Consider the following 13,677-nt stretch of genomic DNA (forward strand, 5'->3'; position numbering starts at 1 on the left):
GAGAAGATGCCGCACACTATCTTACCCTCGTGGTGCCGCCGCCCGTTGCAACCGGTCGACGATGGCTTCCCCCAACCCGTCCGAAGGGATCGGCCCGAAGGCGATGGTCTCTGCGCCGCTGGCATCCGCCCGCTTCATATAGTCGAAGAGATTGGCGGCGGCTTCGCGCAGATTGCCAGTCGGGCTGAGATCGAGAACGACGGCCGCCTGCTCTTCGCCGGCGATCCGATTGCCGCCGAAACGGATCAAGGCTTCGCCCGCATGCACCTCGGCGGCATCGAGCCGGACGGCAGCGCCGGGCGCGTAGTGCGAGGCGAGCATGCCCGGCGCCTCGATCGTCGCTCCCGCCGTCTCCGGCCGGGTCACCGGACGGCCAAGCAGGCGTTCGATCTCGGCGGCATCGAGGCCACCCGGCCGAAGCAGCCGGATCTCGTCGCCATCGACCTTGATGATCGTCGACTCAAGGCCGATTTGGGCCTGGCCGGCGTCGAGGATAAGTTTCAGTTTGTCGCCGAGATCGGCTTCCACATGGACCGCATTGGTCGGGCTGATCTTGCCCGACGTATTGGCGCTGGGTGCGGCCAGTGGTCGCCCGAAGTGGGCGATTACCCGGCGGGAAAAACCGTCGGGCATGCGGATGCCGAGCGTGTCGAGGCCGGCGGACGCCAGCGCATGAACCGTGCTGTCGGCGCGCTGCCGAAGGATCAGCGTCAGCGGGCCGGGCCAGAAGGCTTCGGCCAGCTGCCTCGAAATCGGATCGAAATGCACATGGGCTTCGGCCATCGCCATGTCGGAAACATGCGAGATCAGCGGATTGAAGCGCGGGCGCCCCTTCATCTCGTAGATGCGACTGATCGCATCGGGATTGGTAGCGTCGGCGGCAAGGCCGTAGACGGTCTCGGTCGGAATGGCGACCGGCTCGCCTTCGGCAAGAACGGCGCAGGCGCGCGCGATCGCGCGGTCCGGTTCTCTATCCGTGTCGATGATCTCAGCCATGCCGTTTCCTTTCCGACGCTTCCTTAACGGACGCACCGGAAAAACAGAACGATTTTCTTTGAAGGAACCGGTTCGGCTCAGAGGCTGCGAATGATGCGACGCAACGCGTCATCCTTGGCGCCAAGCATCAGTACGTTTTTCAGCGCGACCTTGGGATCATCGGTGCGAAACAGCAGCCCGTTGTCACGAAAGTTGCGGTTGATGACCATTTGCCCGGCTTCGGCGCCCGGTTCGATGGCGACGGCGAAGTACATGCGTGAATAGCCGGGCTGGATACTCTCGAAAAAATGCGTCTCGTCGCCCAGGTTGCAGAAGAAGTTGGCGAAGTAGAAGGACCAGGTGATGTCCTTGGAGGGAGTAACCGGCGTACGCGCCGCCGTCACGTGACAGTAGCCGAGATGCGGCCGGCCGACGAGCGTGCGGTGGAAGATCATCTTCGGGAACTGGATCGAGGTGTGGAACCCGTTGATCCGCTTATGGGTCGTGTCGCCGGCGGTGCTGAGCTTCTTGCCCGTCCTGTCTGCGACTTCCTCATAGCTCAAATACCGGCGTTCGCTCGGCAACCATTGCCTGCGGTTGATCCGGCCGGTGCGCAGGAATTCGGTATGAACCGCCACCTTCGGCGGGATTGTCGGCAGCTTCTCGGCTGTCGCGTCGTAGTATCTCAACTTTGCCATGATCGTCAGCGCGCCATCTGCCTGCCTGCAGGACCTCTCTCGTCCGCCGGCTAGGCTAGCGGCTCATGGTTAATGAATGATTTCGTCCTGGCTGCATCATTAGCGTTCTCTATCTGACGCGATGTCGCAAACGGGCGAAGCCCTCCCGCATCTGCGCCGACCGCGCCGCAAAAGTCGGCAAATGCCCAAGATGTGATCTATCTATATGTTTGCAATGTAAAAATTCTAAGACGGTGGCCTTTTGTCACGGTTTTTTCCGTGTCGTCATTCTGGAATTGGATGTCGCTATCGGGCAGCTGCCAAGGCGACTTCCGCGATTACATATCCTTACTCAAGGTGCCGTCTTCGAAGGGAAGATGGAGAATTGGGAAGCCGGTCAAATCCCGGCGCTGCCCCCGCAACGGTGGTGGAGCGAAAGCCTCGGCAAAGGCCACTGGACGGTTCGTCCGGGAAGGCGCCGGGCAGGTCCGAAAGGACGGCTCCTGAGCCCGGAAACCAGCCTTGACGGACATAACCGTAACGGGTTGCGGCGGGCAGCCGGATCGGAGCCTCAAACGCATGGGTGTGCGCCCGTGCGGGTTCCTGTCCTGCCTCTCCGAAACATGGCGCATGAGGACAGGACATGGACACCAGAAACGATATGCTTCGAAAGCTGAAGGGCAGGCGGGACGGCTACAGCCTCGACCGGGCCTTTTACATCGATCCCGACTACTACAGGCAGGATCTGGAAAACATCTGGTACAAGGATTGGCTGTTTATCGGCCATGACTGCGAGATCCCGCGGGCCGGCAATTACTTCACCGTCCAGGTAGGCGACTACCCCGTTGTCATCACCCGCGACCGCCAGGGCGCCATCCGGGCGCTGCACAATTCCTGCCGCCACCGCGGCTCGCGCGTCTGCACGCAGGCGAAAGGCTCGTCGGCAAAGCTTGTCTGTCCCTATCACCAGTGGACCTACGAACTCGATGGCTCGCTGCTCTTCGCCCGGCAGATGGGAGAGGATTTCGACAAGGCCGCCCACAGTCTGAAGCCGATCCATTGCGAAACGGTCGGCGGCTACATCTTCATCAACCTGTCGGAAAAGCCGATGGATTTCACGGCGTTCCGCGACATGGCCTTACCGTATCTCGCGCCGCATCGGCTCGGCGAAACCAAGGTCGCGTTCGAAAGCACCATCATCGAGAAGGGCAACTGGAAGCTCGTCTGGGAAAACAACCGCGAATGCTACCATTGCGCCGCCAATCATCCGGAACTCTGCCGCACCTATCCTGAGGCGCCGACGGCGACCGGGGTGCAGGGCGCAAAGGATGATCCTGTGATCGCCGAACATTGGGCGAAGTGCGAGGCCGGGGGCCTGCCGAGCGAATTTAAGATGTCGCCGACCGGTCAGTTCCGCGCCGCCCGCATGCCGCTTGTCGACAATGCCGAAAGCTACACCATGTCGGGCGCCCGCGCCGTCAGGCGGGCCCTGTCCGCCGACGTCTCCCAGAGCCAGATCGGCACGCTCTTGATGTTCCACTATCCGACCACCTGGAACCATGTGCTCGCCGACCACGCCATCACCTTCCGGGTGCTGCCGCTCGGGCCCGAACTGACGCAGGTGACGACGAAGTGGCTCGTCAACAAGGATGCGGTCGAAGGCGTCGACTACAATCTAGAAGAACTGACGCATGTCTGGACCGAGACCAACGATCAGGACCGTCAGATCGTCGAGGAAAATGCCTTCGGCATCCGCTCACCGGCCTATGAGCCCGGTCCCTATTCGCCCGAGCACGAGGGTGGCGTCATGCAGTTCGTCGAGTGGTACTGCAAGTTCATGGAGCAGCGCCTTGCCGGCGACGCGGCTCCGCTTTCAAGGGTCGCCTGACATGCAGATGGCCTCTTCGTTTCACCATTTCGACGCGCTGCATGTCTGGATCGACCGGCAGCAGATGCTCGAATGCACATCGGCGGTCGTCGAGACCGCCGATGTCATGACCTTCACCTTCCGGACCGAAAAGCCCGCCTGGTTTCGCTATCTGCCCGGGCAATTCGTGACCCTCGAACTGCCCGTCGCCGACGAGCCAGTGATGCGCACCTACACCCTGTCGTCGACGCCCTCGCGGCCGCTGTCGATCGCCGTGACCGTCAAGGCGCAGTCAGACAGCATCGGCACCCGCTGGATGTTCGAGCACCTGAAGCCCGGAATGAAACTCCGCGCCTTTGGCCCGCTCGGCGATTTCAGCTTCGTCCGCCATCCCGGCGACAAATACCTGTTTATCTCGGCCGGCTCCGGCATCACGCCGATGATGTCGATGACGCGCTGGATGGCGGACTGCGTGCCAGAGACGGATGTGACCTTCATCTCCTGCGCGCGTCGTCCGGAGGACCTGCTGTTCCGTTCGGAGCTGGAGGTTCTGGCGACGCAGATGTCCGGGCTGAACCTCGGCTTCATCGTCGAGGGACATGAGGCACGCCACGGCTGGCACGGGCTTCGCGGCCGCATTGATGGCGCCAAGCTGCCGCTGCTTGCGCCCGATTTCATGGACCGCACCGTTTTCTGCTGCGGCCCCGAACCGTTCATGCGCGGCGTGCGCGAGATGCTGAAATCGGCCGGTTTCGACATGGGCCGCTACCACGAGGAGAGCTTCCAGCCGGCGGCGGCACCCGCCGCGGAAGAGATTGCCGTGCGCGCCGGCGCCGCCGACGAGGGCGAGGTCCAGGCCGCCAAGATCGCCTTCACCATGAGCGGCAAGGAGATCGAGGCCAAGCCCGGCCAGACGATCCTGCAGGCGGCGCGCGCCAACGGCGTCAGGATCGGCGCTGCCTGCGAAGGCGGCATCTGCGGCACCTGCCGGGTGATGAAGGTCTCAGGCGAGGTGGATATGAGCCACAATGGCGGCATTCTCGACGACGAGATCGATGAGGGCTACATCCTTGCCTGCTGCTCGCGACCGCTTGGCGATGTCCAGATCGAAGCCTGAAGGCGCTGACGCATATCGCGTAAAAGTGTACAGCGGTTTTGCGACAACGACATGCATAACAACAAGCGCCTAAAGCCTGTCGCGTGAATGCTTTTCACGCGACAGGCTTTAGGGCGCGTTGCAGGGGATCGGATTGGCGGAAATGCTTGCCGGGGCGTCGGTGCCGGCCTCCGTCTTGGAGCAGGCGCCCTGGGCGGCATCATTGCCGGCGATCGCCACCTGCAGGGCACGTTCCTGGCGGGCGAAATCGATCGAGCCGGTCACCAGCATGTCGACACCGCTGCCGGCGCCGCTCGTAGCGTCGGCGCGGCTCACGAGCAGCGGTTCGCTAAACATCGCAGTCGCCCTTGCGATCGCCTGCATGCCCGTTCCCCGCTCGGCTTGGGCGACGAGCATCAGCGGCAGTGGCTTTTCCGGCAGCAAGACGCCCTGTGCCCAGATCGCTTTCAGCGCCAGCGGCGACATTGCCGCCACGTTCACGTCGATGTCGTCAAGCGTTCCCGGCACGCGGTAGGGGCAGCGGCGCTTGCCGCAGTTGATGCCCGAGGAGAACTGCCACAGCGCGTAACTATCCCAGTTGCCCATCGGGAAAACCTGGCGGATATCCGGTTTGTAACGGGCGTACCAGAGCGGCAGGCGCGACAGCAGCCGGTGTTTGGCCCGGTGCGCGGCGATGTATTTGGCGGTGACGTGGTTGGTATAGAGGATCGGGTAGCGCCCGGTCCGGGTCTTGATGTGCCCGGCGAAGATGGCGGCGTCCTCCAGCGACATGTACTTGTCCGGATCGATGCCCTCGAGATCGAGCACCATCAGTTCGTCGTCGCGCGGATCGGCGTAATCGAGGAAATGGTTCGCCTGGTCGACGGGATTGCCCGGGCGGGCAAGATGGTAGGCACCCCACAGCAGCCCGTGCGAACGGGCAATCATCCGGCGGGTCTGGTAGAGCTCGCGGCTGACGGCGTATTTGCGCCACATGGTCTTGCAGTGGTTGAAGGTGTCGCCGTTGTGGTCGCCGGTGCAGGAGAAGCTTTCGGGCAGGCCGTCGGAGGCCTTGGCGATGAAACCGGAAACGCGCTTGTCGCCAAGCATCGTTTCCCAGTCGATGCTGTTCATCTCATAGGCGTCGACGATGATGGCATTCGACTTGGTCTTCCAGGGCTCCAGTTCACCGGCGCGTGCGATCGCCGCCGCGAAAGCCAGACCGATGAAGGTCGCGAGGCGCAGAATCATCCCTGTCGTGGAGATACACCGCTTTGCCATTCTCTGAGATTGCCGACAGTATCGTTAACGCATCGTAAATCCCAGCCCCCGAGCGGACTGTGCGGGAGCGACGCGCGAATGTATACCGACCTGTGGCTGTATATAAGCAATTGCTTTCATGTTCGCGATCTGACGATCAGCCGGGAAGGCGTTGGTCGACGATGCGGCAATGCCTTGCTGCAGCAACGGGTGCTGGCCGCGCCACCTGATCCCGCAGGAGGCGGAAGATGGAACAAAACCGGTGACTTATGCGTTATCGGTCGATTTCGGATTTCCCGGCTGAGGGACATCCCGTATCGGCCTCGGTCCGGGTGAAATCATGGAAAGGTTGAAATGCCGCGGCAACCCGAAACCGGGCCGCGCAAAATGCGTTCGGTGATGGAGGGATTTTATGAAGAACGTGCTGAAGTCCGGGATGAGCCGGTGGTTTTCCGTGGCCGTTGCGGTGGCTGTGCTGGCGACGTCGGCCGCCCCGTCGCAGGCCTTCACGCCGACACCGCCGCGCCTTGAGCGGCAGAGCGATGCACAGAACGTCCAGTATCGCCGACCGGGCATGGAGCGTCGTGGCGGCTATTACTACTACAACGGCTACCGCGGTTATAACTACCGCCGCCCTGGCTATCGCTACTACAATGGCTGGTGGTATCCGATGGCAGCCTTCGGCACCGGAGTGATTATCGGTGGAGCGATCGCCCAGCCGCCGCGCTACACGCGTCCTGCCCCCGTCTATGGCAGCCGCCATGTGCAGTGGTGCTATGACCGCTACCGCTCATACCGGGCCTACGACAATACCTATCAGCCCTATGGCGGCCCGCGCCGCCAGTGCTATTCGCCCTATGGTTAAAGGGTAGGCAGGGCCGGGCGCTTCCGCTCCTGGCCCTTTTTCGCCTGGGATCACATGAGGCCGCCATAGCTGCGAGCGATGCGCCTGGCCGATGATCGCGCCGTGCCTGGCGAAAACTTGTCCTGCAGTGGCTAAAGTTCTTGGGCGAGCCCGATGAGCAGGCCCTCGGGACCGCGGATATAGCAAAGCCGATAGGCGTCCTTATACTGGACCACTTCGCCGACCAACTGCGCGCCGCGTTTGCGGAGCCGCTCAACCGTCTCGTCGACGTCGTCGACCGCGAACATGACTCGGAGGTAGCCAAGCGCATTGACCGGGGCAGTGCGGTGATCGGCGACGACCGGTGGCGCGAGGAAACGGGAAAGCTCGAGCCTGCTGTGGCCATCCGGCGTGCGCATCATGGCAATTTCGACATGCTGATCGCCGAGCCCGGTGACACGCCCGGCCCATTCCCCGTCGATCGTCGCCCGCCCTTCGAGCTCAAGGCCAAGTTCGCGAAAGAAATCGATCGTCTCTTCGAGGTCTTCGACGACGATGCCTATGTTGTCCATTCGCTTGAGCGCCATGTTTCCAATCTCCACGGTGTCGTTCCGGTCTACGGGGACGTCGCTCCAATCAACACCGAACGCCTGGGGAGGGTTCCGAACCGCGTCTCAGAGAATGCCGATCCGCCGGAGAATCCACCAGGCAAAGCCCATGGAGAGTGCGATGAACAGCGCCGCATAGAGCGTGCCGGTGCCGTCGGCGAAGGGCAGCGCCCCGGTATTCATGCCGAAGAAGCCGGTGACGAGCGTCGGCGGCAGGAGGAAGGCGGTCATCAGCGACAGGATGTAAAGATGCCGATTGGTCTCCGAAGAGATCTTGCTGTCGATCTCTTCATGCAGCAGACGCGCGCGTTCCTGCAGCGCGAAGACGTCGCGGTCGACCGCTTCGAGCCGGTCGGAAAGCCGCTCGGCGGCGTCGATGAACCCGGGCGGTACCTCGTCCTCATCCGATGCGCCCGCCCGCCTGAGCAAGGCGAGGATCGTGCGAAGGTGCCGATGCAGCCGCACCACCGTGCGCCGCAGCGGCGCAAGCCCCGGCTGCTGCCGATGCCCAGCCTCGCCATAAACATGGTCCTCGATGACGTTCAGATCCTCGGTCAGTTCCAGAACCAGCGAGATCAGCGTGCGCTGGAATTCGACGACGATCATCTCGAAGAGGTCGATCGGCCGTGCGCATTTCGTGCTCTTTTCCACCGCTGCCTTGACGCGGTCGATGCTGCGCAAAGGATGCAGGCGGGTGGTGATGATGATGCGGTCGCTGACGGCGAAATGCAGCCAGCCGATCGTCTTCGTCACCGCGTCGAAGGTGCGCTCGAAATCGACGAGCGTGCCGTGCACGATATCGTCCGAAACGGTGATGGCCGCCTGGGTGTCGTGGCTCGTCAGCGTGGCGACTGCGAGCGGCGGCATGTTGCCGATCCGCTCGATGAGCGCAGGCGTTCGCGCGTCCGAGAGCGCGAGGTGAACCCACACCCATCCTTCCCCGGATAGCAGGCTGTCGATCGAGGCGTCGGTGGCGATCCGCTGGCAGCGGCTTTCGCCCGGCAGGAAACGATAGGCCCAGACGATGCCGGGTATTTCAGGGGAAATCAGGTTCATCTGAACGCCTTGTCCAGGGTCCGCTGCCTGTTCCGATCCATCGTTGGCAACGGGAGGGAGGAACACGCAGCCATTCAAAGTGCTAAAGTGACAGTCGCGCGTCCAGCGACGACGCGCGGCACTATCTGTCTTGGCTTCTATGCGCCGTTGATGACAGTTTTGTTACGGGCGGCCGTAGCCCGATGTTCGGGAAGCCGACGGCAATTGACGTTGACGTTTACGTAAAAATCAATAGTGTTCGGCGCACGAGGCCGCGCCCGGCGCGACCTGGCTATCTGGGAGGATCATCATGTACAAGGCACCCGTCGACGAGATCGCATTCACGCTGAAGCACGTGGCAGGCATGGGCGATGCGCTGCAATCGGGCGCGCTGGGTGATCTCGGTGAAGACCTGGTCGATGCCATCCTTTCGGAGGCCGGTCGGTTCGCGACGGAAGAGGTGGCGCCGCTTGGCAACATCGGCGACAAGCAGGGGTCGCGCCTCGTCGAAGGCAAGGTCGAGACCCCAGACGGTTGGCGCGATCTCTACCACAACTGGATCGCCGGCGGCTGGAACGGGCTGACGGCCCCGGAAGACTTCGGCGGCCAGAACCTGCCGCATATGCTGCACGTCGCCGCCATGGAAATGTGGAACGCCGGCTCCATGGCCTTCGCGCTTGGCCCGACGCTCACCATGGGCGCCGTCGAGGCGCTGGAAAAGCACGGTTCCGATGAACTCAAGGCCACCTATCTGCCGAAGATGGTCTCCGGCGAATGGACCGGCACGATGAACTTGACCGAGCCGCATGCCGGCTCCGACCTCGGTGTGCTCAAGGCCCGCGCTGAGCGCCGCGACGACGGCACTTACCGCATCTTCGGCCAGAAGATCTTCATCACCTGGGGCGAACACGACTTCACCGACAACATCGTCCATCTGGTGCTGGCGCGCCTTCCGGACGCGCCGGCCGGCACCCGCGGCATCTCGCTGTTCCTCGTGCCGAAATTCCTGGTCAACGCGGACGGTTCGCTCGGCGAGCGCAACGATCTCTTCTGCCATTCGCTCGAACACAAGCTCGGCATCCATGGATCGCCGACCTGCACGATGATCTATGGCGACGGCAAGTTCGGCGCTGAAAAGGGCGCTATCGGCTATCTGATCGGCGAGGAGAACCGCGGCCTCGCCTGCATGTTCACGATGATGAACAACGCCCGCCTGGCCGTCGGCATGCAGGGTGTGGCCATTGCCGACGCCGCGACGCAGAAGGCGATCGCCTTTGCCAAGGAACGCACCCAGGGTAAGGCGCCTGGCTGGACGGGGCAGGGCATGAGCCCGATCATCGAGCACCCGGATGTTGCCCGCATGCTCCTGACGATGAAGGCGCTGACGCAGGGCTCGCGCGCGATTTCCTACGCCTGCGCCCACGCCGTCGACATGGGGCATGCAGCCGAAGGCGAAAAGGCGAAGTTCTGGCAGGAACGCTCCAGCCTGCTGACGCCGATCGCCAAGTCCTTCTCGACCGACGCCGGCGTCGATGTCGCCTCGATGGGTATCCAGGTGCATGGCGGCATGGGCTTTATCGAGGAAACGGGTGCTGCCCGCTATCTGCGCGACGCCCGCATCGCGCCGATCTACGAGGGTACCAACGGCATCCAGGCGATCGACCTCGTCACCCGCAAGCTGCCGCTTTCGGATGGCGGCCACGTGCGTGGCTTCATTGCCGAGCTGCGCGAGATCGCGGCGGCAGTTCGCGCCTCGAACCGCGACGGTTTTGGCGAGACGGCTGCACGCCTCGATGCGGCGCTGGACGATCTTTCGGCCGCGACCGAGTGGCTGATTGCGGCGGTTGCCGGCGGCAAGCTCACAGAAGCACTCGCCGGCGCCACCGCCTACCAGCGGCTCTTCGGGCTGGCGCTGACCGGCGCCTATCTCGCCAAGGGTGGTCTGGCGGACGTCAGCGATGGCAAGGACGATCAGCGCATCGCGCTCTGCCGCTTCACCGCCGAAAACCTGCTGGCCGAGACTGCCGCGCTGAAAGACCGTGTCGTCAACGGTGCCGACAGCCTCGCCGTCGCTCGCGCTGTTCTGGCCTGAAAGGACCCATCATGACCGACCACGTGCTCATCGAACGGCCGGAAGCCCACCCCGGCGTCCAGGTGATCCGCTTCAACCGGCCGGAAAAGAAAAACGCCATCACGCGCGACATGTACGCGAAGATGACCAATGCGCTGACGGTCGCTTCTAGCGATCCGGCCGTGCGCGCCACCGCCTTTCTCGGCACCGATGGTTGCTTCTCCGCCGGCAACGACATGGCCGACTTCCTCGCCTTCGCCATGGGCGGTTCCATGGGCATAGAGGTGATCGAGTTCCTGAAGGCACTCGCGACCGCAACGAAGCCTGTCGTTTCGGGCGTCGACGGTCTCGCGATTGGCATCGGCACGACGATCCATCTGCATTGCGACCTGACGATTGCGTCCGAGCGCTCGGTCTTCAAGACGCCCTTCGTCGACCTGGCGCTGGTGCCGGAAGCGGCCTCCAGCCTGATCGCGCCGCGCATCATGGGTCACCAGCGGGCCTTCGCGCTGCTTGCCGCCGGCGAACCGCTCACCGCAGGCGAGGCCGTGGACGCGGGACTGATCTGGAAGATTGTCGGCGCGGACGCGGTCGAGCGCGAAACCCTGGCGCTTGCTGGCCGGCTCGCCAAGAAGCCGCCGGAGGCGCTTCGCATCGCCCGCGATCTCGTCCGTGGCGACCGCAGCGACGTGCTGGCGCGTATCGACGAAGAGGCGAAGCACTTCGCCGCGCAATTGAAGAGTGCCGAGGCGCGGGCCGCCTTCGAGGCGTTCATGCGCCGCTAAACCAGTTTGGATTTGTGATGGGTGAGACGGGTGCCGCTGTGCACCCGTTTTGCATTCGGGGGCAAGCTCTTACCCGTCCGGCGGTAAAGATCCCGTTGCCGCCGCCATCGCGAACTTGAATAGATCAATTTTAATTTGTTCTTAAATACCGGTCGCTAGCGTCCTGCGCGATAGGCCTATCCGTATTTTGGGATGGCCCCAGCCGCATGAAGCAGGGCTGGCCCCGCCTTCGGGCATGTTCAACGTTTTCCCGTCAGCCTCTGCGCGCCGTCTTCACGGACGGACGAGGGATGCTGCGCGAAAATCATCAAGAGCTCATGTCCGGCGGTCGCCGCCGGCACCCATTGGGAGCCCACCTTGTCCAAGCGATCGAACCTCATGACGCGCATTCTCGTTGCCGCGTCCTGTGTCGTCGTCGGCGCTTTCGCCGGCTTTTCCGTTTACATCGACAGCCTGCAGCGCGACACGACCACCAAGGCCGTCGAGGAGAACATTGCCTCCTCCGGTACCCAGGCCGCGCAGAGCGTCGCCAAGTGGCTGAACGGCCGCGTCACGCTGACGGCGATGGTGGCTGATGCCACCGGCAACGTCGCGGATGACGGTGGGGTCCAGCCGATCCTGAAGAACGACGTTCTCACCAGCGAATTCATGTCGACCTATGTTGGCAACGAAAGCGGCAAGTTCATCACCTGGCCCGACAATCCGATGCCGGCAGGCTATGATCCGCGTCAGCGCCCCTGGTACCAGCAGGCCGTCAAGGCTGACGCTCGCGTGCTGACCGAACCCTATGTCGACGCGTCCAGCGGCGCGCTGATCATCAGCGCCGCCGTTCCGGTCAAGCGCGACGGCAAGCTCTATGGCGTTGCCGCCAGCGACTTCTCGCTCGATACCCTGGTGACGATGATCAAGGGCGTCGATGTCGGCGGTGAAGGCTTTGCCTTCCTCGCCAGCAAGGACGGCCAGATCCTGGTTCATCCCGATGCCAAGCTGGTCACCAAGTCGCTCGCCGATGCCTTCCCGATCGACACGCCGGCAATCGGCTCCGGTATCATGAACACCGAGCTCGACGGCAAGCCGATGCTGGTGAGCTTCGTTCCGGTCCAAGGCCTGCCCTCAGTCGAATGGTATGTCGGCTTCGTCATCGACGCCGACGCCGCCTATTCGGCGATCGATCAGTTCCGCATTGCCGCGACCATCGCCACGATCCTTGCGGTCGGCGTGATGCTCGTCTTCCTCGCGACCTTCCTCAACCGCCTCGTCATCCGTCCTGTCACGGATATGACCAGCGCGATGGAGAAACTCGCGTCGGGTAACCACAACGTCGAGATCCCCGGCGAAGAGCGGACCGACCAGATCGGCTCGATGGCCGCCGCCGTCGCCGTCTTCAAGGCCAATGCCGTCGAGCGCGCCCGCCTCGAAAGCGAAGCGGATGCGAACCGTTCGCTGTCGGAACGCGAGCGACTGGAACGCGAAGCGCAGAAGGCGCGCGATGCTGCCGAAGTGCAGCAGGCCGTCGATGGTCTGGCAACCGGTCTCGGCCGTCTTGCTGACGGCGATCTGGCCTATCGCATCGACAATCCCTTTGCCGATCGTCTCGATCGCCTGCGCGCCGACTTCAACAACTCGGTCGCCAAGCTGCACGACACGCTCCGCGCCGTCGGTGCCAATGCCCGCGGCATTGATGCCGGCGCGACGGAAATCCGCTCGGCCGCCGACGATCTCGCCCGCCGCACGGAGCAGCAGGCAGCCTCGGTCGAGGAGACCGCCGCGGCACTCGAGGAGATCACCACGACGGTCAAGGACTCCGCCCGCCGGGCTGAAGAGGTCGGCGCGCTGGTCGCCCGCACGCGTGCCGGCGCTGAGAAGTCCGGCGAAGTCGTTGCCAACGCCGTAGATGCGATGCATGCGATCGAGAAGTCCTCGGGCGAGATCTCCAACATCATCGGCGTCATCGACGACATCGCCTTCCAGACCAACTTGCTCGCACTGAATGCCGGCGTCGAGGCGGCCCGTGCCGGTGAAGCCGGCAAGGGCTTTGCCGTCGTCGCGCAGGAAGTGCGTGAACTCGCCCAGCGCTCGGCCAATGCGGCCAAGGAGATCAAGGCACTGATCACCACCTCCGGCAACCAGGTCCGCAACGGCGTGACCTTGGTCGGCGACACCGGCAAGGCACTGGAGACGATCGTCGCCGAAGTCCAGGAGATCAACAAGCACGTGAGCGCGATCGTGACCGCGACGCGCGAGCAGTCGACGGGCCTCCAGGAGATCAACACGGCGGTCAACACCATGGATCAGGGCACGCAGCAGAACGCGGCCATGGTCGAGGAACAGACGGCGGCAAGCCATGGTTTGGCGTCGGAAGCAGCCTCGCTCAACGCACTGCTGGCCCAGTTTAACCTCGGCGATACGCAGAGCGTATACGCGGCAGCGACCAGCCACCGCCGCCGGGCAGCCTAGTC

10 protein-coding genes, 1 pseudogene and 1 riboswitch are annotated in these 13,677 nt (G+C 63.4%); of the genes and pseudogenes, 6 read left to right on the forward strand and 5 right to left on the reverse strand.

Annotation, left to right across the window (positions count from 1 at the left end; all coding sequences use genetic code 11):
- Nucleotides 1-21: 21 nt before the first annotated feature.
- Together IB262_RS15340 and IB262_RS15345 are read right to left on the reverse strand one after the other, a co-directional pair.
- Nucleotides 22-996, reverse strand: a complete 975-nt coding sequence (locus IB262_RS15340; protein ID WP_089044751.1) for an L-threonylcarbamoyladenylate synthase — start codon at nt 994-996, stop codon at nt 22-24.
- Between the two features lie 77 nt (nt 997-1,073).
- Nucleotides 1,074-1,673 carry a DUF6656 family protein gene (locus IB262_RS15345; protein ID WP_060516344.1) on the reverse strand — a complete coding sequence of 200 codons (600 nt, stop codon included), beginning with the start codon at nt 1,671-1,673 and terminating at the stop codon, nt 1,074-1,076.
- Nucleotides 1,674-1,990: 317 nt separating this feature from the next.
- Nucleotides 1,991-2,192: riboswitch (cobalamin riboswitch) on the forward strand.
- Between the two features lie 103 nt (nt 2,193-2,295).
- Here IB262_RS15345 and IB262_RS15350 point away from each other — a divergent pair.
- Together IB262_RS15350 and IB262_RS15355 are read left to right on the forward strand one after the other, a co-directional pair.
- Nucleotides 2,296-3,540, forward strand: coding sequence for an aromatic ring-hydroxylating dioxygenase subunit alpha (locus IB262_RS15350; protein ID WP_112770477.1), 1,245 nt, complete (start codon nt 2,296-2,298; stop codon nt 3,538-3,540).
- A 1-nt stretch (nt 3,541) separates the two neighbouring features.
- Nucleotides 3,542-4,636 (forward strand): hybrid-cluster NAD(P)-dependent oxidoreductase, encoded by a 1,095-nt coding sequence (locus IB262_RS15355; RefSeq protein ID WP_112975851.1) that lies wholly within the window; start codon nt 3,542-3,544, stop codon nt 4,634-4,636.
- A 249-nt stretch (nt 4,637-4,885) separates the two neighbouring features.
- Here the strand turns inward: IB262_RS15355 and IB262_RS15360 are convergent.
- Nucleotides 4,886-5,896, reverse strand: a pseudogene (locus IB262_RS15360) (GH25 family lysozyme); the annotation flags it as partial.
- A 415-nt stretch (nt 5,897-6,311) separates the two neighbouring features.
- Between IB262_RS15360 and IB262_RS15365 the strand changes: the two are divergent.
- Entirely contained in the window at nt 6,312-6,740 is a 429-nt protein-coding gene (locus tag IB262_RS15365; protein ID WP_034801454.1) for a BA14K family protein, read from the forward strand.
- Between the two features lie 131 nt (nt 6,741-6,871).
- On the opposite strand, the gene IB262_RS15370 is transcribed toward IB262_RS15365, so the two are convergent.
- Complete coding sequence (locus tag IB262_RS15370; RefSeq protein WP_112975852.1) at nt 6,872-7,306, reverse strand: VOC family protein; 435 nt, start codon at nt 7,304-7,306, stop codon at nt 6,872-6,874.
- A gap of 87 nt (nt 7,307-7,393) precedes the next feature.
- Nucleotides 7,394-8,383 carry a transporter gene (locus tag IB262_RS15375; protein WP_112975853.1) on the reverse strand — a complete coding sequence of 330 codons (990 nt, stop codon included), beginning with the start codon at nt 8,381-8,383 and terminating at the stop codon, nt 7,394-7,396.
- A 289-nt stretch (nt 8,384-8,672) separates the two neighbouring features.
- Between IB262_RS15375 and IB262_RS15380 the strand changes: the two genes are divergently transcribed.
- The 3 genes from IB262_RS15380 (at nt 8,673) to mcpU (ending at nt 13,675) form a co-directional block, all read left to right on the forward strand.
- Nucleotides 8,673-10,454 carry an acyl-CoA dehydrogenase gene (locus tag IB262_RS15380; RefSeq protein WP_060584124.1) on the forward strand — a complete coding sequence of 594 codons (1,782 nt, stop codon included), beginning with the start codon at nt 8,673-8,675 and terminating at the stop codon, nt 10,452-10,454.
- 11 nt (nt 10,455-10,465) lie between these two features.
- Complete coding sequence (locus tag IB262_RS15385; protein WP_034801139.1) at nt 10,466-11,218, forward strand: crotonase/enoyl-CoA hydratase family protein; 753 nt, start codon at nt 10,466-10,468, stop codon at nt 11,216-11,218.
- A 378-nt stretch (nt 11,219-11,596) separates the two neighbouring features.
- A complete protein-coding gene (gene mcpU, locus IB262_RS15390; protein WP_246802653.1) occupies nt 11,597-13,675 on the forward strand; it encodes a methyl-accepting chemotaxis protein McpU in 2,079 nt (692 codons plus the stop codon).
- Nucleotides 13,676-13,677 lie beyond the last annotated feature (2 nt).

It is taken from the genome of Ensifer sp. ENS02 (assembly GCF_014851885.1).
GTDB classification, from domain to species: Bacteria; Pseudomonadota; Alphaproteobacteria; order Rhizobiales; family Rhizobiaceae; genus Ensifer; species Ensifer adhaerens.

Excerpts from the sequence above, each read along its gene's own strand:
- IB262_RS15340 (WP_089044751.1), bottom strand. The coding sequence starts at position 996 with ATGGCTGAGATCATCGACACGGATAGAGAACCGGACCGCGCGATCGCG.
- IB262_RS15345 (WP_060516344.1), bottom strand. The coding sequence starts at position 1,673 with ATGGCAAAGTTGAGATACTACGACGCGACAGCCGAGAAGCTGCCGACA.
- IB262_RS15350 (WP_112770477.1), top strand. The coding sequence starts at position 2,296 with ATGGACACCAGAAACGATATGCTTCGAAAGCTGAAGGGCAGGCGGGAC.
- IB262_RS15355 (WP_112975851.1), top strand. The coding sequence starts at position 3,542 with ATGCAGATGGCCTCTTCGTTTCACCATTTCGACGCGCTGCATGTCTGG.
- IB262_RS15365 (WP_034801454.1), top strand. The coding sequence starts at position 6,312 with ATGAGCCGGTGGTTTTCCGTGGCCGTTGCGGTGGCTGTGCTGGCGACG.
- IB262_RS15370 (WP_112975852.1), bottom strand. The coding sequence starts at position 7,306 with ATGGCGCTCAAGCGAATGGACAACATAGGCATCGTCGTCGAAGACCTC.
- IB262_RS15375 (WP_112975853.1), bottom strand. The coding sequence starts at position 8,383 with ATGAACCTGATTTCCCCTGAAATACCCGGCATCGTCTGGGCCTATCGT.
- IB262_RS15380 (WP_060584124.1), top strand. The coding sequence starts at position 8,673 with ATGTACAAGGCACCCGTCGACGAGATCGCATTCACGCTGAAGCACGTG.
- IB262_RS15385 (WP_034801139.1), top strand. The coding sequence starts at position 10,466 with ATGACCGACCACGTGCTCATCGAACGGCCGGAAGCCCACCCCGGCGTC.
- mcpU (WP_246802653.1), top strand. The coding sequence starts at position 11,597 with ATGACGCGCATTCTCGTTGCCGCGTCCTGTGTCGTCGTCGGCGCTTTC.